We start from the raw sequence: 24,262 nt of genomic DNA on the forward strand, positions 1-24,262 counted from the left end.
CGCCGGCGTCGTCGCCGCCGATTGTCATGACTGGACCTGTTCGAACGTCCGCGACGCGGCGACGAAGCGCCAAGGACCAGTGTCGACATAGGTGAAGAAGCTCGCCAGATAGGCGTCCGGCTCGGCCTCCGCGCCACGCAGCGCCGCCACCATGGCCTCTACGCTCTCGGTGAGTGTGTCGCTCTGCCAGCCGTCGAGGATGCAGCATTGCTCGAAATCGCGCGGCGGCTCCTGGGCGAAGAAATAGCCGTCATCCGTGAGCGTCATTTCGATTGTGTCGAAAGTGTCGCAGCGGAAGAACCGCACGATTTCGCCGTCCGAAAGACGGGCCGCGCCTTCGCCATTGTAGCCGGCGCCCGCGAGATGCGGGGCGCCCTCGATATCGACGATCCATGCGCTCGCCGAGCCGCGGCCGGGCGGCATGTCTTCGTCGAGATGACATTCGGGATACCATTCCGAGTCGACTGGCGCGGTCATTGCGCGACCTCATTCGGTTCGCTCTCCGGCGTGCTCTCGACGCGGCGAATGAAATCGGGAAGGCCCGGCGGAACATCGAAGGCGCGGAGCGGCATGATCGCGCCGACGAATTCCGGGAGCGCCTCGACCTTCACGATCGCCGGCGCGACGCCGTCGCCGAATTTCAGCGCAAGGCTTGGCAGAATGCCGTTGAGCGCGAGCGAAGCGAGTTCGCGAAATGGGCCAAAGACAGAGAAAAGCGACGGCGATAGAAACGCATGCGGAACTATGTCTGCTCTCTTCTCCGAGAACGGCCGTCGCCAGTCCAGCAAGTCGCGATCGTCGAGGCGATAATCTTCCGCTTTCCAAGTCTCACCATCCGCGGCGCGCACATTTGCGAGCGCCGGCGCGTCGAAATCATCGCTGATGTCGGGATGATTCATTTGCGGGAACAGGACGGCGCAGCTGTCGAAAAGATGAACGTCTCCGGGCTGCGCCCATTCCGGCAGCTCGATCGTCTCTTCGCCTTCATCGAAAATTTCGAGCGGCTTCGCCGGCGCGCAGCGTTCGCGAAAGCGCTTCGGAACCAATGCGCGGAAGGGCTGGCTCGCATGTCCGCTGGCGTCATGAACAACCGCGAGAGCGCGGCCATCTGTTGCGATCAGCAAGGCTCCGCCGTCAGGCGCTGGCTCGATCAACAGGCCGACACCGCGCGTGAGGCTTCCCTCATCGGCGTCGTCCAGGATGAAGCGCAGAGCGTGAAGATATTTCGCTTTGAAGCGCGCCGTGAGGGGCTTGCGCATTTCGCGAGCGATTGCCGCGTCAGCCGCCGCGGCGGCTTGTCCGGTTGTTCTGGTCACTGGCCCTTCTCCGACTTTGCATGCTCGCGTCCGCAGCTCGGGCATTTCTGCTCGCCGATCGGCGCGTTCGTTCCGAGGTCCTCGACGATGATGAGCGAGACGCGGCCTACTCTGGTGAGGTGCCGCGGGTCGGTTTCATTCTGATCAGCGAAGGCCGCCTCCTCGCGCGCCTTCTCCAGCGACGCGCCCGCCGACAAGATTCCAAACGAACCGTCGGAATAGATCAGCGCATATCGGCCATCGATGAAATGCGATGGAGCCGTCGTCCATCCGCGCGCCCAACAAAACGCCGCATAGATTGCGACGTCTTTCGGGTCGCCCTTCAATATGTGCCGCAGCAAGTCGGCCTTGCATTGCGCCTCCCATTCATTGCGGCGCCAATCGTCAGAGAAGCCGTGCTTGATCTCGGATGCGCGGGCCTTTTCCTTCAAGGCCTCGGCGAAGCGCTCGAGCATCGCCTTCGTCTCGGGGTGGAGTTGCGCCTCGACCATGCGCGTCACTCCGCCGCCTTGCAGATATTGACAAGCCCTCGCGCGAGGCCATGCAGCATGAAGCCTTTCTTCGCCTTGCGCTTCGAAGTCACGCCGAGATCGAAGAGCACTGCATCCTGCTCATGCGCCTCTATGTGAAAATCGGGATTGATCGCGCGGCCGAACTCTTCGAGATCGGCGCGGAAATCCGCGACCGCATAAGTCGCGGCGCCCTCGCTCGGATAGCAGCGCTCGATCAGAAAGCGCGACATGATATGCAGCCCGCGCGTCGCGATGCAGGCCAGCTCGACCTCGCGCGCCCAATTGCGCGCGGCGGCGTCTTGCGTTGTGGGCGGCGCGGCGTCTTCGCTCTCGCGCACGGCGCGGCGGGCGTCGACGACCTCGGCGGCGGCGTCTTGCGTTGTGGCTGGTGTGGCCTCCTCCGCCTCGCGCGCGGCGCGGCGGGCGTCGAAGACCTCGCCGGCGGCGTCATCGTCCAGCCCTTTCTCATCCGCCTCGATCGCCTCGACCATGGCCTGCGCCGTCGAGCGCGTATCTTGCGCCTCTCTTTCGCAGAGCTTCTCCAGCGCCTCGGGAAGCCATTTGCGGTCCTTGGCGAGGATTGCCGCGCGCTCGACGATCTTCGGCTTGCGCAGCTTGGCGGCGTCCAGCGCGGCGGCCTCTCCGTCGATCGCGCGGATGGCGTCGAGCGCATCCTCGCGCGAGAGGGATTGGAACAGCGCCTTATAGTCGAGCGCCTCGGCGACGTCGGTTCGCACGGCCCCCAAGCGCTGCGCGAGCGTGGCGAAATTCTGCAGCTGCGCAGGCTTCACATCGGCAAAGCAAATCGTGCGCGCCACCAGCTCGGCGAAGGCGGCGGTGAGATCGGCGAGCGGGCTCGTCGCGACAATGGCGAGCGCGGTCGAAAAATGCGAGGGCGCGAGGCGCTGCAAAAGATCGTGACGCGGCGGCTCCGGCGGATCATCGAATGTCGTGCGCAGCCCGACTCCGACGCAGCCATGGGAGCAGCCGAGCGCGGCGGTGGCGAGCGCCAGCGCGAGATACGGATTGCGCGCCGTCGATCGCGCGAGGCCGCCGCCGAGCGCATCGCGGATGATCTCTTCCGCTTCCTTGCCGCCGGGCGGCGGCGGGATCGCCGGCGGCTCCGGCTCGCCGCGCTCTCGCGTCTTCACAATCTCGCCGTCCTTCGTGCGCGAGAACGTCGGCGCGGCGCTCTCCTCCTCCTCGAGCTCCTCCTCGGGCTCCGCCTGGGGGACGGCGCGGACGATTTCGACATTGCCATTGCCGTCCAGCTCGGCGCGCACGCCGAGCGTCGCGCGCTGCTTCTTCGGCACGGCGCGGAGAAACGCGCGAATGTCGATCTCATCGGCCTCCTTATCGAGCGCGAGGCGACGCTCTCCATCCGCGCACTCGCGACATTCGGCGCGAATGGCGTCGATGCGGCGCTCTTCTTTGGCGGTGTAGTCCGGCTCGACCTCGATCGGATCGGGATCGGCGCTGCCAGCGATCTCGGCGCGCCCCCAGCCCTCTTGCTGCATGATCTCTTCGGCGGCCTCCAGCAAATAGCCGTCGGCAAAATTCTTCGCGATCGTGCGGTCGAGCAAGATCGTCTCTTCCGAGAATAGACTCTCTTCGATGCGCCCGCCCAAAAGCTCGTAGCTGGCGCGCCGCGCCGGCTCGCCGAGAATGAATTTCGCCAACGCCTCATGCGCGCCAACGCCCTCGCGCCGCAGCGCCTTGCGCACAAAATAAATCTGCGGCGCGTCATTGCAGCCGTCGAGAACGGCGTCCTGGGCCTCGATCGTGCCGCCCGTAAAGACCTCCGCGAGATCGCGGCTGATTTTGCCGTCGCGCCAGAGCGCGCGAACGCGCGGGCTCAACCGCCCGAGCGCGAGGCGTTGCCTCACATGTCGATCGGTCAAGGCGAAGTCGCGCGCGATCGTCGGCACGTCGAAGCCGGCCCTTTCGAGGTCCGCAAAGGCCTCGAACTCCTCGACCGGGTGCAAGGGCTTTTGCGTCACCGCTTCGGCGAGCGCCGCCTCGCGCGCCTCGGCGTCCGAGCCCTTGAAGATATGCACCTTCAGATAGGAAGTCGCATCCGGGTCGATAGATCGCAGCGCGCGCCAGCGACGCCCGCCCGCGAGAACGGCGAATTCGCCGAGCCCTTCGCCGGCGAGCGCATGCACCAGGATCGGATGCAACAGCCCGCGCGCGCGGATCGTCGCCGCGAGCGTCGAGACGTCGCTGTCCATGTCCTGGCGCGGATTGAGGGGCGACAGGCGCGTGATGAGGGAAAGCGGCAGCTCTTCGTCTATGATCTCGCTCATCGGACGTCCTTTTCCAAACAGGCCAGGCGGGGCAGAGAGACCGTGACGGTGGGCGTGCCGTCATATCGACGGCTCGTGCACAGCGCGTCCGGGCGCTCCTTGGAGATCGCGCGAATTTCCGGCACGGGGCGCGCGGCGCAGGAAATCTTGTCGCGGCTCCGCGCCGGGCTGGCGTCGGCGAGGCGCTCGCGCGGGCCGTGCGGGCGCGGCGGCTTGGTGAAATCATCCGGGCTCATGCGGCGCTCCTCTGCTCGACGATGGCGCGCGGCCGCGGCGCGGCGGCCTGCTCCGGCTGGCCGAGGGCGAGCGCATCGGCGAGCCCAAAAACGCGAGCGTGGCGCGCCAAATGGCGGATGCGCGGCGCGAGGCGAATGGCTTCGCGAAGCGACAACGTGTCATCGTCGATGAGATGGCGGAGCAGCTGCGGCTCGTCGTCGAGGTCCAGCGTCGTGGGAATCGATACGACGGCGCAGCGGATGAGGATGAAATCGGAATCGGGGGCGATGTCGCGCATGGCGGGGCTCGAAGGCTAAAGGGGCAAATGGTCGCGAAGCGACGCAGTGACGTGATGATGGTCGACGCGATTGCGATCGCGCTGCGACAGCTTGGAAAAATGAAGCATCATCTCGACGCCTGCGGCCTGAAGATCGGCGCAATGACGCTGGTAATTGTCGATGGTCGCGCGATGCGTCGCGTTGAGGCGCTGAAGTTCTTCCGTCGCGGCGTTGGCGAGCGCGAGATCATGCGCGAGCTTCGCCTCGCATTCCCCGGCTGCGGCGAGCTGCGCGTTGCGCTGCTCGGCGTCGCGCTGTGCGGACTCGTAATATTCGCGATATTGGAGCAGCGTCTCGTCGCGCTTCGTCAGCTCGATCCGCAAGGCCTCGATCAATTCGTGATCTTCGGCTGAGCCGGCCCATATGCGCAGATCATCGCGCAAGGTCGCTAGGATCGCCTCGCGCAACGCGACATAGCTTTTCTGCTTGTCCTGAATTCTACCGCGCGCTGCGTTGATCTCGGCGTGCGCTTCCGCGACGGCCCTGTCAGCCTGCTTCGCAGAGGCGCGCAAACTTTCCAGCTCGTCGCGCCATGTGGCTTGATCCGCCGCCCATGCGGCGCGCTCGGCCTCGCGCTCGACGCGGCGCATCTCCATTTCTTCGGCGAAGGCGAAGCGAATATTGATGCCGTTAGTGTGCTTCTCCCGCAGCTCGAGACGAAGCTCATTGAGAAGGGTGTCGAATAGCTCCGTGTAGATCGCGCCCTTCATCGCAGCACCCCGTCGGTCGCGACCATGCCTTGATCGTGCAGGCGCGCCTCGAGGCGCTCGACGCTGCTGGCGATGGCGCGGGATTTGGCGGCGGCGCGCAAGCTCGAGCCATTGACGTGGGCGGAGATCGCCGTCTCGACGACGACGGCGCGAAGAAGCTCCGCCTCCTCCATGACGGCGAGCGTCTCGGCGCGCGAGCGGGCGAGGTTGCGCTCGAGAAAGTCATTCTGCCGCATCGCCTCGGCGAGCGAGCGCTCGAGCGTCGATATGCGGTCTTCTGTCGCCTTCAGGCTGGCCTCGATCGAATGGTCGCGATCGAGAACGTCTTGCTGAAGGGCCTTTTCCACGACGCGGCGGCGACGCGCCGACGTGGAGGATTTCCGGCGCCTCGTCGTGCGGCGCGCGGGCGCAGCTGTGGTTTCGGGCGCGGCTGTGTGGGGCTTGGATTTGGGCGGTCGGGACATGCGGGGCTCCATCGCGAGCGGGGGCGTGGCGATGGGGAATAATTGGACGATTTGTCCAACTCGTCAAGGACAAATTGTCCAATTTCAATTGGCGTAGAATTGGCCGATCTGGCCAGTTCCTGCGAATCGCCCCGTTGGCTTCGGCTAAAGGCCGTGTTTAAGCTTTTGGAAAGATTGCTCGCGTTCACACGCCAAAGAGGTTTCGGATGCGCCGTTGTGGAGTTTTATTGTTGATTGGAGCGTTGTCTGCATGCGCGAAGGGCGCCGATAAGGTTCTTCCGTCCCCGGTCCCGACCGCCGAATTCGAGCACGCGGCCTGCCCGCAGCTTGCCGCGGCGCGCATACGGAACATGGAAACCCTGACGGCTCTATCCATGGCGCAGGATCGGGCGTCCTCGAATGATACTATCGGCGTGATTTTCATCGGGCTGCCGCTCGCATCGATGACAGGAGCGGATAAAGAGGCCGAACTCTCCGTCGTAAAAGGCCGGGACCTCGCGCTGCAATCACAAATGGCCGCGAAAAACTGCCCGGGCTGAGAGGATCAAGGACGGCCGCAAGCGCCGGGATATTTGGCGGATATGTTCTTGAGTCCGGCTAGTCGATAGGTCGCTTCGGTGCTGCCGAAAGTCTCCGCGTCCGACCGAACCACCATGTCTTCAGAGCCCAGCATCGCGGCGATCATCTTGGCCGCTTCGGGACTGTCCCACGGTCCAAAAGCCTTGTTATCCTGTGACGCCTGCCATCTCGAGGACTTAACGGGCGGCTCGCCAATTCGATAAGACGCCGAAACACCTCGACTTCCGGCGACAAGCTTCGTGAACGCGAAAATGAGATTTGGCTTCTTATAATCACACGTCAAGATCAACATTGCGTTGTGTGATTGCGCAAATGGATCGCTAAATACCTGTGCTCGGTCCGATTGAAGATAGAATATAACCTTCCTCTGCTTTGAGAGGTGGTCTGTGGTCTCTTCGACGGTCCATGCGCCCGTGTCGTTCGCGGCCGTTGAAGGCGTCGCTGTCGTTGACTTGTCCGGGAATGTGCTGACGCCATTTCGAAACGCGGCGTCATAGCATTTGAGACGATCAGCATCGTTGGCAATATCTTGGCATGCGGCAATTGCGACGCTAGGAAGGATGATGAAAGACGCCAAAAGTCTGAAAAATAATGAACTATGGCTCATGAATCTGCCTCGTGGCGAGCGAGCTGGCGCTTAGCTTTAAGCTCTTTTTTTAAGCAGCCCCTCAGTCACCGGAAGCCGTTTCTCCTCCCGGCCGGTCAATATGTATTCGACGCTTCTCCCCACCACGCCAGCGAATCGAGGGATCAAATATTGAGGCATGGGGGAGCGGCCTTCGTATTTTCGATAGCGATCTGGCGGGATGCCTAGCGCGATTGCCATTTGCTCGGCCGACCACGCTTTTTCCTCGCGCAGCCGTTTCACCCGCGCGCAGAATGCGTCGTTGAAGATCAGTTCCTCGTTGCTCGTCGTCATGCGGGGATTATGGACAAAACGTCCACAGAATTGATTGGACATATTGGCCTTGACATTTTGGACAATTTGTCCAATTCATTCACCCATGGTCGAGAACGCTCTCACAAAGGACGTCGAAGCGAAGCTCCTCGCGCTGGGCGCTTCGAAGACGAACGTTTTTAAATGGCGTCGCCGCGGCGTGCCGGCCGCATGGCGGCTCAAGCTGCTGGAAGCGGAGAGCGGGTCGTCGCTAAGCGCGCATGGTCGAATTGGTTCGACTTCATCGGTCGCCTCGATCCCCTCCCCTTTTCCGCCCGAGGCCGACGCATGATCTCGGAAATGTCGCCATTAAGTAGCCAGCTGGTCGCGGTCGAGCGCGGCAAGCAGCAATCCGTTCTGCTCGCCTTCGACGTCGAGGGCGGTAAGCGGCTGGCGCTGCGCCTGTCGATCGACGACGCCCACGCCCTGCTCGAAGCCGTCGGCCATGTCGCCGACGGCCGCGCCCTGCGCTCGTCCGTCAAGCGGACGGAAACCGAAGGGGGAGCGCGATGAATATTTCCCTCGATCCGCATTCGGAAGCCTGTCGAGCGTCTGAAGGGGAGATTATTCTCTCGGCTCGTCAGCAGGCCGAAGTTTCGCGCATTTTCCGCCGCCGTCGCTGGCTCTGGCTTAGTTTCCCTTTTCGGGGCCGTCGGCCGGCGCAAGAAGAAGCGTGGCCGAATTTGCGAGTGACTGCGCAAGATCTAGAGCTTCTTGAGGAGATAAGGTTATCTGAAAAGGTCTCCCTCCCGTTCTCGCTTCCTGTGGACTCTCTGCGTATCGAATACTCAGACATACATACGACGCAGCTAGGGAAATTGTTCGAAAGTCGAGAACGTAACGCATCTTCACAAGTCCATCGTCGTTCAATTCGAGCCATTTTTGCTCGTCTTCGATTGGCGCTGTCACTGAAAATAACCTCTCTTCGCGAGACAAGAAAAGCGTCGAGCCCAACGCGAGGTGTGGGCTCGTGACCGCCCACGCTATCCGTTTTTGCGCCTCGGCGCATTTCCCTTCGCGCGGTTCTCCCGCTCTTTTCCGCGCGTTGCGACTGGCCGCCGTAAGCGGCCTCCTCGCCCTCCTTGGGCGTTTCCTCCCTAACTCCCCCGAGGCTTCGGCCTCGGGGCCTTTTGCGTCTCACGTTCATTGCGTTCCCCGGCGCGCGCCAACGCGCCGTCACGTTTCGTCTTGTCGAACTTCCATGCCGATGCGGCGCGCCAACGCCGCGACGGCGGTCTAAAGGGCCTTCCGAGCAATGCGCCTCGTCGATGATTTCGCTCTCTCTCCGACGCCCTCGATGCATGCAGCATCGGGGGTTTCGGTGGGAAAAGATTCGTCGAAATTTGGAAACCTTTCCACAAACACTGGAAAGTTTTCCGGCGCGCTGGATCGCGGCGCATTGGAGCGGCTCGTCGCCTATTTGCTGCGGCTCTTTCCGAGCAAGACGGCCGAGGCGGTGGAGGCCGTCACCGATGGCGCTGTGAAGTCCGATCGCGTGCGCAAATGGCTGCAGCTGCAATGCGCGCCGGATTTTCTCGCCCTGTTGCATCTCATCCGCGCGTTCGGCGCGGATTTTCTCGTCTGTGTGATCGGCGACGCGCCCGAGAGTCTGCTCGAGGCGGCGATCTCCGAGCGGCGTGCGCGTTTTCTCGAGAGCGTTCGTAAGCTCGAGGAAGAGTTCGAGTCTTCGTCCAGTCGGTAGTTCCGGTCCAGTCGGTAATCCGAGTTCGGCTCACTCGAACGCTGAGATTTTCTCATGCGCAAATTTTGGCTGCGCGCGGCTCTGGCCGCGTCGCTTTCGCGCGACCTGTGCTCTGGCTGCGCCTGGGCCGTTTCATGGCCGTTCCGCGCGACGTCGCGGCGACTCGATCGCATCGTGCTCGCCTGCCGGGCGCGTGCGACGCCGGCTCCCTGCCGCGATCAGCCGACAGCGGGCGCGATATGGACCGTCGGCGGCGTGCGGCCGGTCTCCCGTGACGAATATCGCGCCTTTCATGCCGCAATGGCGCGCCATGCGCGCGCGGTCTCGATCAGCGACGCGCCGCGCGAGGATTTCGCCGCGCAATATATCGACGCGCGCTCGCTGTAGCGGGCGATCAGTGGCATGCGCCGCGCGCGCGAATTTCCAGGTGACAAAATCAGGGGTGTGACATGAGCGGGATTGTCGCTGTCGACGGCGGGACGCTGCTTTCTTTCATCGGGCGCATTGAAAAGCTCGAAGAGGAAAAGGCCGCGATCGGCGCGGATATCAAGGACGTCTATAGCGAGGCGAAATCGACGGGCTTCGATCCGAAGGTAATGCGCAAGATCATCTCGCTGCGGCGCCAGGACAAGAACAAGCGCGACGAAGAGGCGTCGATCCTCGAGCTCTACATGGCGGCGATCGGCGAGGCCGATGGCGCGAGCGGCGGCGACGATGAGTGATCTCTTCGGCGACGCCGCGCCGGCGCGAAGTCGATTTTTGCGGCCTGCCAGTCGGGCGGAAAAATCGACTCCGGCGATGACGCCCTCGGAGATCGTCGAGAAATTCGGCGTCTCCGACCTCAAATCTCCGCGCGCGCACAAATGCTTTCGATGCGGCGTGTCGACGGGGCTCGGCTTCGGCAGCCTGCATCGGGGCGTGAAAATCGTGTTCGCGTGCAAGGCGCATTTCGGGGAGCTGCAATGAGCGATGATAGCGAAAGGCTGCGTCCGATCGGCGCGATGAGCACGCCCGGCGTCGAGCCGGCCGAAATCGAAAGCGCGCGGCCGACATTCGCGGAAGTCGATCCGAAAAGCCTGCTCGTCGATGAGGGCTATCAGCGCAATCTCTCGGAAAAATCCGTGACGCTCATACGGCGTATCGTCGGCGGATGGAGCTGGCGCGCGTTCAAGCCGCCCGTATGCGTGCGCCTCGGCGAAGCGCTGCATGTGATCGACGGCCAGCATACTGCGATAGCCGCCGCCTCGCATCCGGGCATTGATCGCATTCCGGTGATGATCGTCCCTACCGGCGACACGCAAGATCACGCGATGGCTTTCGTGCGCCATAATCGCGATCGGATTCAGGTGACGGCCAATCAGCTGCATTTTGCTCTGCTCGCCGCAAATGACGAGACGGCGCTCACGATCAGAGACGCGTGCGCCCGCGCCGGAGCGCGCGTGCTGAAAGCGCCGCCGAGCCAGGGGCGCTATAAGCCGGGCGATGTGATGGCCGTCGGCGCGCTCGGCGCGCTCGTTCCGCGAAGGCACGCCATGGGCGCGCGGCGCGTGCTCGAGGTCTGCGTCAAGGGCCAGCTCGCGCCGATCTCCGCCGCCGCGCTGAAGGCGGTCGAAGAGCTGCTTTATGGCGAGCATTACGCCGGGTCGCGCGATGCGGACGATCTTGCCCTCACGATTAGAGAAAAGGGCGCGGACGCCGAACGCGAGGCTGCGCGCTTTTCCGCCGAGCATGATCTCCCGTTGTGGAAAGGGCTCGTCGTGACATGGTTCCGCGCGACGCCGAAGAAGCGCCATGGATAACGAGCGCATGCTGCAAATCGTCAATGACGAGAATGAGCGGCTGCGAGAGCGCGTCGCAATGCTCGAATCGGCATTGATGGCGACGCGCGCGCTGCCGCTGGAATGGCGGCTGACCTCTCCCGAGGCGCGCGTGTTCGGCGTGCTGGTGAATCGCGAGGTTGCGACGAAAGACGCGATCATGGCGGCGCTCTATGTCGACGATGGAAGAGACGAAGCGGAAATCAAGATCGTCGACGTTTTCATTTGCAAGATTCGCAAAAAGCTGAAGCCGTTCGGCGTCGCAATAACGACGGATTGGGGTCAGGGATATCGGCTCGACGCGGCTGTACGGGCGGATTGGCGGATTGCGGAAAATCTGCCGCCGAAATCGAGGGCGCTCGCGTGACCGATCTCGCCCTCTATGACGCGATCATTCGTGATCTCGCGCGCATCACTACGGCGGCCGAAGCCAAGAGCGAGCGCGACAAGGCGGCGGCGCTCGAAGTCTTCGCGCGGCATTCGCGCGATAAGGAGCTGGTGGCGCGCGCGGTGCGCTATAAGCGGCTCGCTGCGCGACGGCTCGGCGAGCTGCTCATCGAACTGGCGGAGGCCGGCGAAAGAGCGACGCGCGGGCGTCCAAAAATGTCGCAGCCTGCGACATTTTCTTTGGAGACGCTCAATCTCACCCGCTCCGATTCGAGCCGCTGCCAAGAACTGGCGCGCCTGCCGCCCGAGCAATTCGAAACATCTGTCGACGCCGCCGTGAGCGAGTCCGTGCAAGCGTGCTCTATGACGCGCGCCGAGCGGCAAATGGAGAAGCGCCAGCGGCGCGCGGCGCGGGAAAGAGAGTTGGGCGCGAAGATCGCGGCATGGCCGACGAAGCGCTATGGCGTGATCTATTGCGATCCTGCTTGGAAATTCGAGACGCATTCCGAGGCGGGCCTCGATCGAGCGGCCGACAATCATTATCCGACGATGACGCTCGACGCGATCATGGCGCTCGATGTGCCGAGCATCGCCGCCGATGATTGCGTGCTCTTCATGTGGGTGACGCGCCCCTTTCTGATGAAGGGCGGCGTCGTCTGCGAGGCTTGGGGCTTCGAATACAAGAGCTGCTTCGTCTGGGACAAGATCGTCGCCGGGAATGGCTATTGGAATCTCGACGACGCGGAAATCCTGCTCATCGCGACGCGCGGCAATGTCCCCTGCCCGGCGCATGGCGATCTCAAATTCAATGCGATGCAACATGAGCTGAAGTCGGCGCACAGCGCCAAGCCCGAACGCTTCGCCGAGATCATCGAAGCCTATTTCCCGAGCCTGGCGAAAATAGAGCTGAACCGGCGCGGGCCGGCGCGGCCGGGGTGGGACGCCTGGGGGAATGAGGCGTCATGAGCGAGCGCGTCCAGCATTTATCGCTCGCCGAGCAAATCGGAGCCGTCGATCGCGCGCGGCGCATTGTCGCCGGCGCGGCTCGTGTCCCGTCGCGCGCTGTCGAGCGCGACTATGACGTCCAGGCGCTCGAGGCCGCGCATCGCACCTTGCGATGGCTGCGCGCGCATGAGGCCGAGGTCCGCGCGGCCGTCTTGCCGAAGCGGCCGAGCGACGCGCAAGCGCCCGTCGATGCACGCGCGCCCGAGCGAGACGCCGCGCCGCGCAAGGAAAATTCGACGCCCTGCGAGTTCCCGCTCGCGCGCCGGGCGGCGATGCGCTGCGCCGAGGGCGCGTTTCAGAAATTTCTCGGCGTCGAGACGGCGGAGGCCGCCGTCGATGAGCTGCGCCGCCGCTGCGCCATCGCCAGTCGCAAAGAATTCGACCGCGACGCCGCGGCGCGCGAGCGCTGGCGCGCGGTGGATGCGGAATTCAGCGCATGGCTGCGCTGCGCGGATGGAGATGGTGATGAGCGAGGCTGAAATCCGCATCCGCCGGGCCGAGCGGCGGCGGTCGTTCACCATTATCGATAATCGGCTGCTCGCGGCCGGCGGCCTCTCGCTGGAAGCAATGGGGCTGCTCGCGTATCTCCTCTCACGGCCTGACGATTGGATCGTGCGGCTCGGCTATCTCTGCGACCAGCATCGCATCGGGCGAGATCGTATGCGCCGTATCATGAGCGAGCTGCGCGAGGCGGGATATGCGCAGCTCGAAACCGTGCGCGATGAGCATACGGGCCGAGTGAAAGGGTCCGTCTGGTCGATCTTTGAAGAGAGCTGTGCAGATGGCGACGGCGAGGAAGATGCTGAAACGCCAAACGACCGAGCGCCTGAAAATCCGTCTCTCGGTTCCGCCGAGCGCCTGAAAACCCGACCGTCGGAAAAACCGACAGTCGGAAAACCCGTCCCTATAATAAATACTGAAGTAATAACAAATACTGATTCAGAACAAATCCCCCTACCCCCCAAAGGGGGCGTTGGGCGGGGGGCTTCGCGAAAAGGCGAAAAGAGCAGCGGCGAGGTCGACGCCGCCGCCGAGGCGCGATGGAAGGTGATGAAAAAGCCGTGGCCGTTCGATCCTGCGGCGACGCCCGGCGACGCGCGGGCGGCTTTCTTGGCGCTATCCGTGAGCGATCAGGAAAACGCTATCCGCTATGCGCCTCGCTATCTCGCTGCGACCGAGGGCCGAAAGAGAAAGTTCCTCGGCAATTGGATCGCGGCGCGGGGCTGGGACGATTTCGTCGAACAAGAGGCGGCGGCCGCGGCGAAGAAATCCGACGTGCGCGCGCAGCTCGCCGCTCTGCACGAAGCGCAGCGCGCCAAATACGGCGGCGTGCTGATCCGCTGGGGGTCGCCGCAGAATGCGGCCTGGGCGCGATACGACGCGGCGCGCGGCGTCGACTGGCGCCGCGAGGTCAAGAGCTATCCGACCGGCGAGGCCTATGTGCGGCCGACAGAATGGCCGCCGTCCAGCGCTGCGCGCGACGGGCCGCAGCCCGAGGCCGAGTGAGCGCGTTCGGTTGCGTGGCGTGGAAGAATTCGGCGGATGGCAATGAGGCTGGCTATGGGCGATTGGTTCGTTCTCGAATGCGTGGCGGGAAAGGATTTCGACGTGACGCGCAAGCTCGCGGCGGCGGGCTATGCGGTGTGGCGTCCGCTTGTGCGCGTGACGTCCACCGTGCGCGAATCGGGAGCGCGCAAGCGCAAGCCGCAATGGAAGCCGCGCTTCGGCCGCTATCTGTTCCTCGAAATGGCGGGCTCGGAATCGATGATCTGGTCGATATCCACAACCGAAGGCGTGCATCGGTTTCTCGCGCGCGCCGGCTCTGATCGGCCGGCGATCGTGCCGCAGGAATGGATGGATTTCCTGCGCGGCGCTTCAGCTTTGCCGGATCGTCGTGGGCTCATATTCACGCCTGGAATGCGCGTGCGCGTGTCCGCTGGGCCGTTCATGGGAAGCGTCGGGCGCGTCATGGGCGTTGACTCTTGCGGCTCGGTGCACATAGAGATTCACGCATTCGGGCGCTGGATAGAGATACCTCTCGACTCCGGCTATCTCGATCGCTTGGAGCAATGCGCCGCGTGAGGCGCGTCCGATAGCGGCGAGAGACCAAGCCCGAACGATTAGGCACTCCGGCGCCCATGCGCACGAAAGCCGGAGACGCGAGCCCTGGTGCAATGCCGCAAGGCGTCCGAGGGGCAGACGTGAGCAACCCGCAAAGCGGGCGAGTGCGAAGCATGCGCAAATCAACCCGGCTTAGAATGGTGGCTAGAGCCCATGGCCAAGGCCCCTCGCCTCGCCGGTCGGCGAGGCGCTCTTCCCGTTTCCGCCGCCGCAGCGCGTCCGCAGAGCGACGCGGACTATGAGCGGCGCCGTCGTGACGCAGCGCCTTGGCGAGCATGGTATGGGCTCGCGCGTTGGCGCGCCATCCGAGCGCAGCAATTGGCGAGCGAGCCCATTTGCCGCATGTGCCTCGCCGATGGCGTCGTGACCGCGGCGAGCGTCTGCGACCACGTCGAGCCGCATCGCGGCGACGCGCATAAGTTCTGGAACGGACCGTTTCAATCGCTGTGCGAGTTCCACCACAACCGCGACAAGCAGCGCGAAGAGGCCGAGACGCGCCGCGGCTGACGCCGCCGACCGCCGCCGCAGAGCGCGAACTGCCCCCAGGGTGGGGGGGCGGTCAAACCTCCCAGCCCCCTGCCCGCGACCGGTTGCTCAAGCTCCGGCAAATCGCCGCAAAATCCGCGGAAATGTTTTTTTTGGAGCGTCGAGAGGAACTTATGGGACGTCGTCGTGATCCGCCGGAGTTGCAAGCGGCGAAGGCCTATCCGGGCAAGCGGCGGTCGAAGACCGATCGCCAGATCGCCGACGCCGAGTCTCTCGCATCGCTGCTCGCGGCAGCTCCCGCCGAGGCGGATGACACGCTCGCGCCGCCGGCGCTGCTCAATGACGGCCGCCTTCTCCCGGCGCTCACGATCTGGCGCGAATACGCGCCCCGCCTCGCGAAGCTGAACCTCTTCCAGCCGCTCGACCGCCATTCCTTCGCGATTTTCTGCGTCTATTATGCCGACTTCGTCGCCGCGCAGGCCGACATAAACAAAAACGGCTTCTATCGACTCGTCAAAACGATATCCCGCGATCGCATGCCGCGCGACAATCCGATGGTCGCTCGCCGCGACACGGCGGTCAAATTCATCCTCGAATTCTCGAAACGGTTCGGCCTTACGCCGCTCGACCGTCTCGACCTCATCGGCAAGCAGGCCGGCGGGCTCTCCGGCGGCCTCTTCGATCCGCCCGGCGCCCCAAAGCAGCCGTCGAAAGCCGCGCCGCAGCCGGAAGACGGAATCGTCGGCCTCGCCAATCGCTTCGATTCGCCGCCGCCCGGCACCTATCAGTAAGCGCGTATGGATATCGCGCTCCCGGCCGGCGACGCCTCGGCCGCGGCGCTCACCTGCGTCGCCGGCGACGCCTTCACGCCCGAGCCGGACTGGATCGTCAAGGCGTCCGCCCTCGGCTGGGAATGGCCGAGCATCACTTGGCGCCGCGCCGCCCGCGTTCCCGGCGCATGGTTCGATGCGGCGAAGGCCGATGCGATCGTCGAGCTATGGCCGAAAATTTTCCGTCTCACGGATGATCGCTTCGCCGGCGCTCCCTTCCGTCTCGCCTTCTGGCAGGAAATCACGGTCCGCCTGCTCGTCGGCTGGAAGGTTCCCGTCGAAGTCCTCGACCCCCAAACGCATGAAAAGAGTTTCGAGCATGTCCGGCTCTTCCGCCGTCTCATGCTGTGGATTCCGCGCAAGAACGGCAAGAGCGAATTTCTCGCCGCGCTCGCGCTGCTCTTCTGGGTGCTAGAGGGCGTCGTCGGCGGACAGGGCTTCGTCTTCGCGCGAAACGAGGATCAAGCGAAGATCATCTTCGACAAGATGAAGGCGATCGTCGTTCAAAACGACAGCCTCAAGTCCTCGATCGGCATTTTCCGCAAATCCCTATGGATTCCCGAATGTCGCGCCAGCTTTCAGCTTCTTCCGGGCAAGGTCGAGGGAAAGCACGGCCGCTCGCCGACCGTCTCGGTCGGCGACGAAATGCACGAATGGATTTTCGCGCGAGCTGGCGACGACGCTGCGGCAGGGCATGGGCGCGCGTTTGCAGCCGATAGAGCTGTTCGCGTCGACGGCGGGCTTGAAGAGCGCGCTCACGGGCTGGGAACTCTTCGATGAGAGTCAAAAAATTCTCGCCGGTCCGATCGCGCCGCCGACCGCCGAGGCCGACGAAGGCGCCGGCATTTACGAGCCGTCGACGCTCGTCGTCATGTTCGCGGCCGGCGAAGATGATGATTGGCAAGACGAGGAAGTCTGGCGCCGCGTCAATCCGAACCTCGGCCTTTCGCCGACGCTCGACTTTCTGCGCGGCGAGGCGCGCATCGCGAAAGGCAATCCCCGCGCCGAGTCGCATTTTCGCCGCTACCATCTCAATCAATGGGTCGAGGCGATCTCGCGATGGCTTCCGATCAAGAAATGGGACGCCTGCGGCGAAAAGGACGGCTGGCGCCGATTTTCGAAAGATCTACGCGGGAAGGCCTGCGTCGGCGGCTTCGACATATCATCGACCACCGATATAACCGCGCTCATCTGGTGGTTTCTGCCGGAAGAGCCCGGCGTCAAGGTCCGCCTCGTCGCGCGCTTCTGGGTTCCGGCGGACAATATCGACGTCCGCTCGAAACGCGACCGCGTCAATTACGACCGCTGGCTCCAAATGGGCGCGATCGAAGCGACGCCCGGCGATTACGTCGATCAGTCCTATGTGCAAGCGGCGATCGTCGAGGGCCTCGAGCTCTATGACGTGCGCCGGATCGGCTATGACCCGTGGAACGCCACGAAGCTCTACACGGATCTTCAAAACGAAGGCGTCGACGCCGAGCTGTTCTTGAAGGTCCGCCAAGGAATCCCCAGCCTCGGCGAAGCGTCGAAGGATTTCGAGCGTCTCGTCTTCGCCGGACTGCTCGACCATGGCGGCCATCCCGTCTTGCGATGGATGGCGCAAAACGCGCTCGTTCGCTTCGATCGCAACATGAACTTCTCGCCCGATAAGGCAGCCTCGCGCGAGAAAATCGACGGCATAGCCGCCGCGATAACCGCCAACGTCGCTGCACTCAACGGCGCGCCCGCCGCCGGCTCCGGCTTCCTCGATTATTGAAGGCTCCGCATGTTCGGCTTCGGAAAGCGCGCGCGGCTGCGTCGCGAAATCGAAACATTGCGCCTCGAGAAAGAGGCGAGCGATCTGCGCGCCGCGGTCCAGAATTCGGGAACGACCGCGACCTATCCGCTCTCCGATCCGCTCGCCTTCGAAAAGCTGTTCGGGCCACAAACGAACAATGTCTCGGCGGATAAGGCGCTCACGCATAGCGCCTTCTACGCATGCGTCCGGCTGATCGCTGGTTGCGTTTCCATGCTGCCTTTCGCGCTATTCGATGAGAATGGCGACGGTCATCGCACGCGCGAGCGCACGTCTCCGCTCGCGACGATGCTCGACAAGCGTCCGAACTCCCGCCTTTCCGCGTCCATGTTCTGGCGTGCAGTGGTCTCCGATATGCTATCGAACGGCAATGGAATTGCGTGGATCGAGCGGCGCTCGTTCCGCTCGGCGGAGCCGTTCGAGCTGCATTATGTGCCGTGGTCGCGCACGGGAATTCGTCTCGATCGCGTAGATGGTCGCCCGCTTCAGATTTACACGATGACACTCGACGACGGACGCATGATCGTCGCGCCACAAGATGACGTGCTGCACATTCCGGGCACTCCGATCTGGCAGATTTTCCGCGCCATGTCGCCTCTCTCGGCCTATGCGATGAGCGTGGGAATCGGCCTCGCCGCCGATGAGTTCGCGAAAAACTATTTCGACAATGGCTCTTCGCCGGACGGCTATATCACCTTTCCGAATGGCGTCGCCAAGGACTCGCCCGACGAAATCCGCAAGCATTGGATGGCGAAGCATGGCTCCGACAATCGCTTCGCCGGGCCGGCGGTATTCACGAACGGCGGCGAGTTCAAAGAGCTTCGGATCAATGCGGCGGACGCGCAATTACTCGACACACGCCGCTTCAGCGTCGAGGATATCGCGACGCGCGTGTTCGGCGTGCCGGGCTTTCTCGTCGGTCTCGAGCAAAAGTCGACCGGCTTCGGCAAGGGCCTCGAGGAGATGCGCCAAGGCTTCGTAGATTTCTGCCTCGGCCCTCATCTTTGCGCCATCGAAGACGAGGTCAATTACAAGCTCGTTCCGGCCGGACAGATCGCTGAATTCGATCGCGAGGGATTTGAGCGCGCGGATATGAAATCGCGCATGGAAGCTTTCCAGATCGCGCTCGGCGGCAACAACGGCCCCGGTGTGATGAGTCAGAACGAAGTCCGGCAAAAGCTCAACATGGGGCCGTCGAAAGATCCGAGCGCCGACAAGCTCGTCACCTGGGAACGCAAGGCGCCGCAGATCGGACAGAGCGGCGGCGCGCCCGCCGAAGACGGCGCGAAGCAAGAGCCGCCGCCGCCCGAGCCGCCGCAGCAATCTTCATCCCGCACGTCGCGAAAGCCGAGGAAGTGACGCCATGCCCATGCGCCGACTCTTGAAATTGCTGGCCTCGAACGGTCCCGGCCGCAAGCCGAAGATCGTCAGGGGCTTTGATCCCGACTGGGATGGAGACGACGATAGCAATCCCGCCTTCGACCCGGATCGCGACGGCGATGAAGCCTCGATCTATGTCTATGACGTGATCGGCGGTTGGGATCAGCCGACGACCGAGGAAATCGTGCGCGGCGTGCGCGGGCTGGCGGCGAAGACGATTCATCTACGCATCAATTCCCCCGGCGGCCTCGTCTTCGAAGCGACGGCGATCAAGACGGCGCTCGAGCAGCATCCGGCGCGTGTCATCGCCCATATCGACGGAATGGCCGCCTCGGCCGCGTCGACGCTCATGCTCGCCGGGGATGAGATCGAAATCGCGCCCGGCGGCTTCGTGATGATCCACAATCCCGAGTCGATGGCCTGGGGCGACGCCGACGAAATGCGGAGTTGCGCCGACATGCTCGACGCCATCCGCGATTCGATCGCGAGCCAATATGCGACCCGCGCGAGCCTTTCGGTCGAAGAGCTGACGGCCATGATGAAAGCCGAGACCTGGCTCTCGGCGGAACAGGCTGTCGAAATGAAATTCTGCGACCGCGTCGCCGCCCGCACGCCCGCGGCGAGCAATCTGCGCCGCTTCGATCTCTCGGCTTACGACCATCCGCCGAAGGCGCTGCTCGCGCCGCCGCAGGCCGATCCGGTCGCTGCCTATCTCAAAACCTCGCAAGAGCGTCACGCGCGCATGTTGCGGCTGTTCGAACGCGCCGCCTGATTTCGCCCGCCTTCCCTCACGGGAAATCGCCCCTTCACGGGGTCTCACACTCCGCCAAAGGAGCAATCTGCGATGTCGTCTCTGAAAAATCTGCGCGAAGAGCGCGCCCGCAAGGTGACGGAATATAAGAACCTCGTCGAGTCCAAGGCCTATACGAAGGAAATCGAGGCCAAGGCCGACGCTGTCTTGATCGAAATCGAGCTGATCGATGGCCAGATCAGCCGCGTTCAGAATTCCTTGACGCTCTCCGCCGATGATGCGACCGATTTCAACGCCCGCGCCGCGAGCAATGAGAACGGCAAGAGCGTCGACGAAAACGCGCATCGCGTGAAGCAGGCCCGCACGGCCTTCGCCAAGGCGCTGGCGCGCGGCGTCGCAGCGCTCACGCCCGAGGAAGCCGCGCTCGTCTCGGCCAACGACCCGCGCAATCTCAATCGCGTCATGAATGTCGCGGAAGGCTCCTCGGCGACTGGCGGCGTTCTCGTTCCGACGCTCATCATGCCGACGCTGCTCGAATTCCTGAAGGCCTATGGCGGCATGCGCCTCGTCGCATGGATTCTCGCCACGGCCGGCGGCCAGCCCTTCACCTGGGGCACGATGGACGATACGGCGGCGGAAGGCGAGCTCGTGGCCGAGGGCGTCACGGCCGATGATGATGATCTCACCTTCGGCTCTGTGTCGATCGGCGCCTATAAATTCGCGTCGAAGACCATTCCCGTCTCGATGGAAATTCTTCAGGACGCGGCGGTGAATGTCGAATCCGTCGTGTTGCGCGCGCTCGCGACGCGCGTCGCCCGCGGACAGAACCGCTATTTCACGACCGGCACGGGCACGGGCCAGCCGCAGGGCGTCGTGACCGCGGCCTCGGTCGGCTATCAGGCCCCAACCGGAAACACGACGTCGCTCGCCTATGACTTCTTCATGGAACTCTATCATTCCGTCGATCCGGCCTACCGTTCCTCGGCGAGCTGCGCATGGATGATGAACGATAAGACGTGGAAGACCGTCAAAAAGCTCAAGGACGCCAATAATCGTCCGCTCTTCCTGCCCTCGCTCGAGGCGGCTTTCGCGGGCGGCGAGTCGACCGGCTATCAGATCGAAGGCAAGCCGATCGTCATCAATCAGCATATGGCGGACCTCGCGGCCAATGCCAAATCCATCGCCTTCGGCGATTTCTCGAAATACATGATCCGCGACGTCATGGATGTTCTGATCCTGCGCTTCACCGACTCCGCCTATGCGAAGAAAGGACAGGTCGGATTCTTGGCCTGGGCGCGCGCCGACGGCCGCATGATCGACGCCAAGAATGCGACGACGTCGCAATGGGAGTCGATCCGCACCTTGCAGCAGTCCGCCACCTGATCGCGCTGCGCCCGGCCGCGCGGCCGGGCGTCTCTTCCCTCGCGGAAATGAAGCCGAGGACTCAGAACCGATGAAAATCAAGCTGCTCACATCGATCGCCGGCGCGCATCAATCGGACCTGCCCGGCGATATCGTCGACAAGCCCGACGACGTCGCGCGCGAATGGATCAAAACCGGCCTCGCGATCGAAGCGCCGGAGCAAGAAATCGCCGCCGCGCGCGTCGCCGATCTGTCCAAGGCGCTCGACGCTGTGATCTCCGAGCGCGAAGGGCTCGTCAAGCAAGCCGCGGACCTCGCCGGCAAGCTCGCCTCCGCGGCGAAGGAAAAGGCCGGCGCCATCGCCGAGGCCGACGTCCATCGCAAAGCGGCCGATGCGGCGCGGACGCAGCGCGACGCCGTCGTCGAAACCTTCGAAAAATACAAGGTCGCGGCGTCCATGCGGCTGAAGGCCGCCGAAGATGAGCGCGACGACTTCAAGCGCCAGGCGGAAGCTCTGGCCGAGCAGCTCTCGACCAAGCTCGCCGAGCTGGCCGAGCAGCCCGCGACGAAGCCGACCGATCCGGCGAGCTGATCGGAGGCCATATGACCGGCGTCTATAATCTCGTCTCGTCGTCGACGACGCCGATCGTCTCGCTCGCCGAGGCCAAGCGGCAAACGAACACGGCCGACTTCGGCGACGACGACGCATTGCTGACGGCGCTGCTCGACGTGGCGACGCAGCACTTCGACCTGGAGAGCGGAATCATCGGTCGTCCGCTGCTCACGCAAGTCTGGGAATATGCGGCGCCGTCTCCGCCGCAGAACAATGGCCGCTCCGATCCGCGCTTGCGCGGCCTTCCGCCGGCGACGGGCTTCGTCATCGACCGCGCGCCGCTCCAATCCGTCGACAAGGTCGAATATCTACAGGACGGCGCCTATCAGACGCTGGCGAGCGGGCAATGGGTGAAGCGGAAGATTTCGAAGGAGCTGACCTTCGTGCGCCTCGCCAAAGGCGTCGCATGGCCGCGCGTCGACGATGACGAGGCCGCATGGAAAATCACCATGTCGCTCGGCTATGGGGCGACGCCCGATCTCGTCCCCGCGCCGATCCGTCACGCGGCGCTGCTCATGATCTCGCATCTCTATCAAAATCGCGAGGCTGTGACCGGCTTCGGCGCCGCATTGCAGGAAACGCCGCTCGCTGTCACCGCGCTCGTCGCGCCCTTCCGCTCGCCGAATTTCTGAAAGGCTCCCGATGCTCGCCGGACGCATGCGCTATTCGGTCACAATTCTGCGTCGCGCCGTCATCATGGGAGACCCCGGCGGCGCGCCACGCGGCGATTTCTCGGACGCCTTCGCGACGCGCGCATCCTTCAAGCAGGCCTCGGGCGCAAAGGCGGTCGAGGCCGGGCTCGCCGAAGACCAGTCGCGCGGGCTGCTCAGAATCTATGACTGCGCCCAAAATCGGACGATCAACGTCGCCGATCGCATCCGCGTCGAAGGGCGCGAATGGGCGGTCGAATCCGTCTCTCTCCCGGATCGCACGCGGCGCTTCATAGAGATTGTCGTCTCTCGCAAGATCGGAGGCTGAAATGCCGAAAGTCCAAGTCACCGAGGAAGCGCTGGTCATCGCCCGGCCCGGCTTCCATGTCGTCTATCAGCCCGGCGAGCGCCTAGCGCCCGATGCGCATATCGAAGAAATCGAGCGCCAAGGCAAAGGCAAACGCCTCACCAATCGCGGCGACGCCTTTGCGGGGCCGACCCCCGCGGCTCAGACGGGCGCCGCATCGTGACCTCGCCTATGGTCGCGCTGAAGACGGCCACGATAGAGTGGCTGAAGGCGGATGCGGCGCTCGCCGCCCTCGTCGGCGCGAAAATCTATGACGAAGTGCCGCGCGACGATCGCGGCGACCCGTCGGATGCGGCCGCGCCTTATCTCTTCCTCGGCGCCATGCGCTGGGGCGATTTCGAGATCGGTTGCAATCCCGGCCTCGACGTCGTCATCGAGCTTCACGCAGTCTCCACAAAATTCGGCCGCGAAGAGTGCTGGAATATCGCCGAGGCGGTCCGCCATGCGCTCGAATGGCGCGAGCTGACGCTCGCCGGCGGCCATCTCATGACGCCCTATCGCCGGCGCAGCGGCGGCGATGCGATTTCTCCGCTGTTCCCCAAGCAGGCCTATGTGGCGCTGCGCACGCAACTCTCCGAAGCCCTTACCTGAGAGGCACTCATGACCGCGAATCCTGTTGCGCCGCTTCCCGGCAATAAATTCTATGTGCTCGTCGGCGACGGCGGCTCGCCGAGCGAGACTTTCAGCTTTCTCTGCGTCGCAACGACGATCGATTCCGATCATTCGCTCGACCTCGAGGATGCAATGGTGCTCGATTGCGGTGATCCGACGCTCATTGCCGCGCGCGCCAGCACGCCCAAGGGTCGCACCTGGGATTTGAAGCTGTCCGGCGTCTGCGACCCGGCGAAAACGCCCTATCAGCGCCTCTCGACCGCGCATCGCACGGCCGTCGTCGTCAATTGTCAGCTCATGAAGAATTTGCCCGGCGCCTCGAACGGCAATATCGAGCAGGCCGGCTTTTTCGTCAGCAAATTGACCGAAAGCAAGGCCGATAACGGCCTCGTCAAATTCTCGGCCGAGCTGCATGGCCAGGGCCTGCCGACAATCACGGCCAACGCATGACCGAGGCCAGCGCGCAAACCGCCATTTGGCGGGAGTTCGCCGGCCGGCGCCGCAAATTCGAGCTGCGCCTCGGCGAGATCGGCGAGCTGGAGCGTCTCTGCGGCGTAGGCCTCGGCGCCATCTATTGGCGCGTCGTCGCCATGCAATGGCGCTGGGACGATATCCGCGAGACGGTCCGCCTCGGCCTCATCGGCGGCGGCGCGACCGAGCCGGATGCGACCGCCCTCGCCCTCCATTATCTCGACGATCGGCCGAAGGCGCAGTTCCTTCAGCTCGCCGCCGACGTGCTGGGGGCGTGCATCAATGGGGCCGCCGCGGGAAACGCGGACGGGGAGGCGGCGCCGAGCGCGAGCCCGGAGACCTCCTCCCCTTCTACGAATGGGGCGGCGCCCTCCGCATGAGCCCGCGCGAGATCGACCGTCTCACGCCCGCCGAATTCGCGGCCGTGACGCGCGGCTATCTGCGCTCCCGTGGCGTCGATCCGGGCGCCGCGGCCGGCGAGGAAGCGGAATATTTCGCCGCGCTCATCGCCTTCGAAAAGGCCGGACTCGCCTGA

General features: G+C 63.9%; 38 protein-coding genes. 28 read left to right on the plus strand and 10 right to left on the minus strand.

Annotated features, from left to right (window positions below):
* Window positions 1-24: 24 nt before the first annotated feature.
* From ACT53T_RS03335 to ACT53T_RS03370, 8 genes are read right to left on the minus strand one after another with little or no spacing between them, the layout of a single operon-like run.
* A complete protein-coding gene (locus ACT53T_RS03335; RefSeq protein ID WP_476160065.1) occupies window positions 25-477 on the minus strand; it encodes a hypothetical protein in 453 nt (150 codons plus the stop codon).
* Window positions 474-1,259, minus strand: coding sequence for a hypothetical protein (locus tag ACT53T_RS03340; protein WP_476160066.1), 786 nt, complete (start codon window positions 1,257-1,259; stop codon window positions 474-476). The genes ACT53T_RS03335 and ACT53T_RS03340 overlap by 4 nt, the downstream gene beginning before the upstream one ends.
* Before the next feature lie 53 nt (window positions 1,260-1,312).
* Window positions 1,313-1,807: a hypothetical protein gene (locus ACT53T_RS03345; protein ID WP_476160067.1), complete on the minus strand. Its 495-nt coding sequence runs from the start codon at window positions 1,805-1,807 to the stop codon at window positions 1,313-1,315.
* 5 nt (window positions 1,808-1,812) lie between these two features.
* Window positions 1,813-4,134, minus strand: a complete 2,322-nt coding sequence (locus tag ACT53T_RS03350; RefSeq protein WP_476160068.1) for a ParB/RepB/Spo0J family partition protein — start codon at window positions 4,132-4,134, stop codon at window positions 1,813-1,815.
* Window positions 4,131-4,370, minus strand: coding sequence for a hypothetical protein (locus ACT53T_RS03355; protein WP_476160069.1), 240 nt, complete (start codon window positions 4,368-4,370; stop codon window positions 4,131-4,133). Before ACT53T_RS03355 ends, ACT53T_RS03350 begins: the two co-directional genes overlap by 4 nt.
* Window positions 4,367-4,648, minus strand: a complete 282-nt coding sequence (locus ACT53T_RS03360; RefSeq protein WP_476160070.1) for a hypothetical protein — start codon at window positions 4,646-4,648, stop codon at window positions 4,367-4,369. The genes ACT53T_RS03355 and ACT53T_RS03360 overlap by 4 nt, the downstream gene beginning before the upstream one ends.
* Window positions 4,649-4,663: 15 nt before the next feature.
* Window positions 4,664-5,398 (minus strand): hypothetical protein, encoded by a 735-nt coding sequence (locus ACT53T_RS03365; protein ID WP_476160071.1) that lies wholly within the window; start codon window positions 5,396-5,398, stop codon window positions 4,664-4,666.
* Window positions 5,395-5,862: a hypothetical protein gene (locus tag ACT53T_RS03370; protein WP_476160072.1), complete on the minus strand. Its 468-nt coding sequence runs from the start codon at window positions 5,860-5,862 to the stop codon at window positions 5,395-5,397. Before ACT53T_RS03370 ends, ACT53T_RS03365 begins: the two co-directional genes overlap by 4 nt.
* A 206-nt stretch (window positions 5,863-6,068) precedes the next feature.
* On the opposite strand from ACT53T_RS03370, the gene ACT53T_RS03375 reads away from it, so the two are divergent.
* Window positions 6,069-6,401 carry a hypothetical protein gene (locus ACT53T_RS03375; protein WP_036290896.1) on the plus strand — a complete coding sequence of 111 codons (333 nt, stop codon included), beginning with the start codon at window positions 6,069-6,071 and terminating at the stop codon, window positions 6,399-6,401.
* Between the two features lie 5 nt (window positions 6,402-6,406).
* Here ACT53T_RS03375 and ACT53T_RS03380 read toward each other — a convergent pair whose 3' ends face one another.
* Both ACT53T_RS03380 and ACT53T_RS03385 read right to left on the minus strand, forming a co-directional pair.
* Window positions 6,407-7,048 (minus strand): type VI secretion system-associated protein TagO, encoded by a 642-nt coding sequence (locus ACT53T_RS03380; RefSeq protein ID WP_476160073.1) that lies wholly within the window; start codon window positions 7,046-7,048, stop codon window positions 6,407-6,409.
* Window positions 7,049-7,084: 36 nt separating this feature from the next.
* The gene (locus ACT53T_RS03385) at window positions 7,085-7,402 is read right to left on the minus strand and encodes a helix-turn-helix domain-containing protein (protein ID WP_476160074.1); all 318 of its coding nucleotides are present in this window, start codon (window positions 7,400-7,402) and stop codon (window positions 7,085-7,087) included.
* A gap of 43 nt (window positions 7,403-7,445) precedes the next feature.
* On the opposite strand from ACT53T_RS03385, the gene ACT53T_RS03390 reads away from it, so the two are divergent.
* The 27 genes from ACT53T_RS03390 to ACT53T_RS03520 all read left to right on the plus strand — a co-directional run bounded on the left by ACT53T_RS03390 (window position 7,446) and on the right by ACT53T_RS03520 (window position 24,262).
* Complete coding sequence (locus tag ACT53T_RS03390; protein WP_476160075.1) at window positions 7,446-7,670, plus strand: hypothetical protein; 225 nt, start codon at window positions 7,446-7,448, stop codon at window positions 7,668-7,670.
* Entirely contained in the window at window positions 7,667-7,891 is a 225-nt protein-coding gene (locus tag ACT53T_RS03395; protein ID WP_476160076.1) for a hypothetical protein, read from the plus strand. The genes ACT53T_RS03390 and ACT53T_RS03395 overlap by 4 nt, the downstream gene beginning before the upstream one ends.
* 886 nt (window positions 7,892-8,777) lie before the next feature.
* Complete coding sequence (locus tag ACT53T_RS03400) at window positions 8,778-9,080, plus strand: hypothetical protein (protein WP_476160077.1); 303 nt, start codon at window positions 8,778-8,780, stop codon at window positions 9,078-9,080.
* A gap of 54 nt (window positions 9,081-9,134) precedes the next feature.
* Window positions 9,135-9,467 carry a hypothetical protein gene (locus ACT53T_RS03405; RefSeq protein WP_476160078.1) on the plus strand — a complete coding sequence of 111 codons (333 nt, stop codon included), beginning with the start codon at window positions 9,135-9,137 and terminating at the stop codon, window positions 9,465-9,467.
* Window positions 9,468-9,529: 62 nt separating this feature from the next.
* On the plus strand, window positions 9,530-9,802 hold the full coding sequence (locus tag ACT53T_RS03410) for a DUF2312 domain-containing protein (RefSeq protein ID WP_476160079.1): 273 nt from the start codon (window positions 9,530-9,532) through the stop codon (window positions 9,800-9,802).
* Window positions 9,795-10,046, plus strand: coding sequence for a hypothetical protein (locus ACT53T_RS03415; protein WP_476160080.1), 252 nt, complete (start codon window positions 9,795-9,797; stop codon window positions 10,044-10,046). The genes ACT53T_RS03410 and ACT53T_RS03415 overlap by 8 nt, the downstream gene beginning before the upstream one ends.
* On the plus strand, window positions 10,043-10,879 hold the full coding sequence (locus ACT53T_RS03420) for a hypothetical protein (RefSeq protein ID WP_476160081.1): 837 nt from the start codon (window positions 10,043-10,045) through the stop codon (window positions 10,877-10,879). Before ACT53T_RS03415 ends, ACT53T_RS03420 begins: the two co-directional genes overlap by 4 nt.
* Window positions 10,872-11,264: a helix-turn-helix domain-containing protein gene (locus tag ACT53T_RS03425; RefSeq protein ID WP_476160082.1), complete on the plus strand. Its 393-nt coding sequence runs from the start codon at window positions 10,872-10,874 to the stop codon at window positions 11,262-11,264. Before ACT53T_RS03420 ends, ACT53T_RS03425 begins: the two co-directional genes overlap by 8 nt.
* Window positions 11,261-12,250, plus strand: a complete 990-nt coding sequence (locus ACT53T_RS03430) for an MT-A70 family methyltransferase (protein WP_476160083.1) — start codon at window positions 11,261-11,263, stop codon at window positions 12,248-12,250. Before ACT53T_RS03425 ends, ACT53T_RS03430 begins: the two co-directional genes overlap by 4 nt.
* Window positions 12,247-12,768 carry a hypothetical protein gene (locus ACT53T_RS03435; protein WP_476160084.1) on the plus strand — a complete coding sequence of 174 codons (522 nt, stop codon included), beginning with the start codon at window positions 12,247-12,249 and terminating at the stop codon, window positions 12,766-12,768. Before ACT53T_RS03430 ends, ACT53T_RS03435 begins: the two co-directional genes overlap by 4 nt.
* Before the next feature lie 568 nt (window positions 12,769-13,336).
* Window positions 13,337-13,795: a hypothetical protein gene (locus ACT53T_RS03440; RefSeq protein WP_476160086.1), complete on the plus strand. Its 459-nt coding sequence runs from the start codon at window positions 13,337-13,339 to the stop codon at window positions 13,793-13,795.
* 42 nt (window positions 13,796-13,837) lie between these two features.
* A complete protein-coding gene (gene nusG, locus ACT53T_RS03445; protein WP_476160088.1) occupies window positions 13,838-14,371 on the plus strand; it encodes a transcription termination/antitermination protein NusG in 534 nt (177 codons plus the stop codon).
* A 192-nt stretch (window positions 14,372-14,563) separates the two neighbouring features.
* Window positions 14,564-14,917 carry an HNH endonuclease gene (locus tag ACT53T_RS03450; RefSeq protein ID WP_476159780.1) on the plus strand — a complete coding sequence of 118 codons (354 nt, stop codon included), beginning with the start codon at window positions 14,564-14,566 and terminating at the stop codon, window positions 14,915-14,917.
* Window positions 14,918-15,069: 152 nt separating this feature from the next.
* On the plus strand, window positions 15,070-15,687 hold the full coding sequence (locus ACT53T_RS03455) for a P27 family phage terminase small subunit (protein ID WP_476160090.1): 618 nt from the start codon (window positions 15,070-15,072) through the stop codon (window positions 15,685-15,687).
* Between the two features lie 6 nt (window positions 15,688-15,693).
* The gene (locus ACT53T_RS03460) at window positions 15,694-16,506 is read left to right on the plus strand and encodes a terminase large subunit domain-containing protein (protein WP_476160092.1); all 813 of its coding nucleotides are present in this window, start codon (window positions 15,694-15,696) and stop codon (window positions 16,504-16,506) included.
* Window positions 16,421-17,482: a terminase TerL endonuclease subunit gene (locus ACT53T_RS03465; protein ID WP_476160094.1), complete on the plus strand. Its 1,062-nt coding sequence runs from the start codon at window positions 16,421-16,423 to the stop codon at window positions 17,480-17,482. The genes ACT53T_RS03460 and ACT53T_RS03465 overlap by 86 nt, the downstream gene beginning before the upstream one ends.
* A gap of 9 nt (window positions 17,483-17,491) precedes the next feature.
* Window positions 17,492-18,880, plus strand: a complete 1,389-nt coding sequence (locus ACT53T_RS03470; RefSeq protein WP_476160095.1) for a phage portal protein — start codon at window positions 17,492-17,494, stop codon at window positions 18,878-18,880.
* A gap of 4 nt (window positions 18,881-18,884) precedes the next feature.
* A complete protein-coding gene (locus tag ACT53T_RS03475) occupies window positions 18,885-19,673 on the plus strand; it encodes a head maturation protease, ClpP-related (RefSeq protein WP_476160096.1) in 789 nt (262 codons plus the stop codon).
* Between the two features lie 72 nt (window positions 19,674-19,745).
* Window positions 19,746-21,035, plus strand: a complete 1,290-nt coding sequence (locus ACT53T_RS03480) for a phage major capsid protein (RefSeq protein WP_476160097.1) — start codon at window positions 19,746-19,748, stop codon at window positions 21,033-21,035.
* A 70-nt stretch (window positions 21,036-21,105) separates the two neighbouring features.
* Complete coding sequence (locus tag ACT53T_RS03485; RefSeq protein ID WP_476160098.1) at window positions 21,106-21,606, plus strand: hypothetical protein; 501 nt, start codon at window positions 21,106-21,108, stop codon at window positions 21,604-21,606.
* Between the two features lie 11 nt (window positions 21,607-21,617).
* Entirely contained in the window at window positions 21,618-22,259 is a 642-nt protein-coding gene (locus ACT53T_RS03490; protein WP_476159791.1) for a head-tail connector protein, read from the plus strand.
* Between the two features lie 10 nt (window positions 22,260-22,269).
* Entirely contained in the window at window positions 22,270-22,605 is a 336-nt protein-coding gene (locus ACT53T_RS03495) for a phage head completion protein (RefSeq protein ID WP_476160100.1), read from the plus strand.
* 1 nt (window position 22,606) lies between these two features.
* The gene (locus ACT53T_RS03500; protein ID WP_476160102.1) at window positions 22,607-22,807 is read left to right on the plus strand and encodes a hypothetical protein; all 201 of its coding nucleotides are present in this window, start codon (window positions 22,607-22,609) and stop codon (window positions 22,805-22,807) included.
* Window positions 22,804-23,235, plus strand: coding sequence for a DUF3168 domain-containing protein (locus tag ACT53T_RS03505; RefSeq protein WP_476160104.1), 432 nt, complete (start codon window positions 22,804-22,806; stop codon window positions 23,233-23,235). The genes ACT53T_RS03500 and ACT53T_RS03505 overlap by 4 nt, the downstream gene beginning before the upstream one ends.
* A gap of 9 nt (window positions 23,236-23,244) precedes the next feature.
* On the plus strand, window positions 23,245-23,706 hold the full coding sequence (locus ACT53T_RS03510) for a phage tail tube protein (protein ID WP_476160105.1): 462 nt from the start codon (window positions 23,245-23,247) through the stop codon (window positions 23,704-23,706).
* On the plus strand, window positions 23,703-24,107 hold the full coding sequence (locus tag ACT53T_RS03515; RefSeq protein WP_476160107.1) for a gene transfer agent family protein: 405 nt from the start codon (window positions 23,703-23,705) through the stop codon (window positions 24,105-24,107). The genes ACT53T_RS03510 and ACT53T_RS03515 overlap by 4 nt, the downstream gene beginning before the upstream one ends.
* Window positions 24,104-24,262: a hypothetical protein gene (locus ACT53T_RS03520; RefSeq protein WP_428988621.1), complete on the plus strand. Its 159-nt coding sequence runs from the start codon at window positions 24,104-24,106 to the stop codon at window positions 24,260-24,262. Before ACT53T_RS03515 ends, ACT53T_RS03520 begins: the two co-directional genes overlap by 4 nt.

The sequence above is a fragment of the Methylosinus sp. DMC45 genome (assembly GCF_056313885.1).

What these genes read in the sequence shown, in the direction of transcription:
- ACT53T_RS03460 (WP_476160092.1), top strand. Translation starts at nt 15,694, where the DNA reads ATGGATATCGCGCTCCCGGCCGGCGACGCCTCGGCCGCGGCGCTCACC.
- ACT53T_RS03340 (WP_476160066.1), bottom strand. Translation starts at nt 1,259, where the DNA reads ATGCGCAAGCCCCTCACGGCGCGCTTCAAAGCGAAATATCTTCACGCT.
- ACT53T_RS03350 (WP_476160068.1), bottom strand. Translation starts at nt 4,134, where the DNA reads ATGAGCGAGATCATAGACGAAGAGCTGCCGCTTTCCCTCATCACGCGC.
- ACT53T_RS03420 (WP_476160081.1), top strand. Translation starts at nt 10,043, where the DNA reads ATGAGCGATGATAGCGAAAGGCTGCGTCCGATCGGCGCGATGAGCACG.
- ACT53T_RS03395 (WP_476160076.1), top strand. Translation starts at nt 7,667, where the DNA reads ATGATCTCGGAAATGTCGCCATTAAGTAGCCAGCTGGTCGCGGTCGAG.
- nusG (WP_476160088.1), top strand. Translation starts at nt 13,838, where the DNA reads ATGAGGCTGGCTATGGGCGATTGGTTCGTTCTCGAATGCGTGGCGGGA.
- ACT53T_RS03415 (WP_476160080.1), top strand. Translation starts at nt 9,795, where the DNA reads ATGAGTGATCTCTTCGGCGACGCCGCGCCGGCGCGAAGTCGATTTTTG.
- ACT53T_RS03380 (WP_476160073.1), bottom strand. Translation starts at nt 7,048, where the DNA reads ATGAGCCATAGTTCATTATTTTTCAGACTTTTGGCGTCTTTCATCATC.
- ACT53T_RS03455 (WP_476160090.1), top strand. Translation starts at nt 15,070, where the DNA reads ATGGGACGTCGTCGTGATCCGCCGGAGTTGCAAGCGGCGAAGGCCTAT.
- ACT53T_RS03370 (WP_476160072.1), bottom strand. Translation starts at nt 5,862, where the DNA reads ATGTCCCGACCGCCCAAATCCAAGCCCCACACAGCCGCGCCCGAAACC.
- ACT53T_RS03500 (WP_476160102.1), top strand. Translation starts at nt 22,607, where the DNA reads ATGCCGAAAGTCCAAGTCACCGAGGAAGCGCTGGTCATCGCCCGGCCC.
- ACT53T_RS03510 (WP_476160105.1), top strand. Translation starts at nt 23,245, where the DNA reads ATGACCGCGAATCCTGTTGCGCCGCTTCCCGGCAATAAATTCTATGTG.
- ACT53T_RS03410 (WP_476160079.1), top strand. Translation starts at nt 9,530, where the DNA reads ATGAGCGGGATTGTCGCTGTCGACGGCGGGACGCTGCTTTCTTTCATC.
- ACT53T_RS03515 (WP_476160107.1), top strand. Translation starts at nt 23,703, where the DNA reads ATGACCGAGGCCAGCGCGCAAACCGCCATTTGGCGGGAGTTCGCCGGC.
- ACT53T_RS03375 (WP_036290896.1), top strand. Translation starts at nt 6,069, where the DNA reads ATGCGCCGTTGTGGAGTTTTATTGTTGATTGGAGCGTTGTCTGCATGC.
- ACT53T_RS03465 (WP_476160094.1), top strand. Translation starts at nt 16,421, where the DNA reads ATGGGCGCGCGTTTGCAGCCGATAGAGCTGTTCGCGTCGACGGCGGGC.
- ACT53T_RS03520 (WP_428988621.1), top strand. Translation starts at nt 24,104, where the DNA reads ATGAGCCCGCGCGAGATCGACCGTCTCACGCCCGCCGAATTCGCGGCC.
- ACT53T_RS03355 (WP_476160069.1), bottom strand. Translation starts at nt 4,370, where the DNA reads ATGAGCCCGGATGATTTCACCAAGCCGCCGCGCCCGCACGGCCCGCGC.
- ACT53T_RS03490 (WP_476159791.1), top strand. Translation starts at nt 21,618, where the DNA reads ATGACCGGCGTCTATAATCTCGTCTCGTCGTCGACGACGCCGATCGTC.
- ACT53T_RS03390 (WP_476160075.1), top strand. Translation starts at nt 7,446, where the DNA reads ATGGTCGAGAACGCTCTCACAAAGGACGTCGAAGCGAAGCTCCTCGCG.
- ACT53T_RS03485 (WP_476160098.1), top strand. Translation starts at nt 21,106, where the DNA reads ATGAAAATCAAGCTGCTCACATCGATCGCCGGCGCGCATCAATCGGAC.
- ACT53T_RS03480 (WP_476160097.1), top strand. Translation starts at nt 19,746, where the DNA reads ATGTCGTCTCTGAAAAATCTGCGCGAAGAGCGCGCCCGCAAGGTGACG.
- ACT53T_RS03425 (WP_476160082.1), top strand. Translation starts at nt 10,872, where the DNA reads ATGGATAACGAGCGCATGCTGCAAATCGTCAATGACGAGAATGAGCGG.
- ACT53T_RS03495 (WP_476160100.1), top strand. Translation starts at nt 22,270, where the DNA reads ATGCTCGCCGGACGCATGCGCTATTCGGTCACAATTCTGCGTCGCGCC.
- ACT53T_RS03365 (WP_476160071.1), bottom strand. Translation starts at nt 5,398, where the DNA reads ATGAAGGGCGCGATCTACACGGAGCTATTCGACACCCTTCTCAATGAG.
- ACT53T_RS03470 (WP_476160095.1), top strand. Translation starts at nt 17,492, where the DNA reads ATGTTCGGCTTCGGAAAGCGCGCGCGGCTGCGTCGCGAAATCGAAACA.
- ACT53T_RS03405 (WP_476160078.1), top strand. Translation starts at nt 9,135, where the DNA reads ATGCGCAAATTTTGGCTGCGCGCGGCTCTGGCCGCGTCGCTTTCGCGC.
- ACT53T_RS03475 (WP_476160096.1), top strand. Translation starts at nt 18,885, where the DNA reads ATGCCCATGCGCCGACTCTTGAAATTGCTGGCCTCGAACGGTCCCGGC.
- ACT53T_RS03360 (WP_476160070.1), bottom strand. Translation starts at nt 4,648, where the DNA reads ATGCGCGACATCGCCCCCGATTCCGATTTCATCCTCATCCGCTGCGCC.
- ACT53T_RS03385 (WP_476160074.1), bottom strand. Translation starts at nt 7,402, where the DNA reads ATGTCCAATCAATTCTGTGGACGTTTTGTCCATAATCCCCGCATGACG.
- ACT53T_RS03345 (WP_476160067.1), bottom strand. Translation starts at nt 1,807, where the DNA reads ATGGTCGAGGCGCAACTCCACCCCGAGACGAAGGCGATGCTCGAGCGC.
- ACT53T_RS03450 (WP_476159780.1), top strand. Translation starts at nt 14,564, where the DNA reads ATGGCCAAGGCCCCTCGCCTCGCCGGTCGGCGAGGCGCTCTTCCCGTT.
- ACT53T_RS03435 (WP_476160084.1), top strand. Translation starts at nt 12,247, where the DNA reads ATGAGCGAGCGCGTCCAGCATTTATCGCTCGCCGAGCAAATCGGAGCC.
- ACT53T_RS03335 (WP_476160065.1), bottom strand. Translation starts at nt 477, where the DNA reads ATGACCGCGCCAGTCGACTCGGAATGGTATCCCGAATGTCATCTCGAC.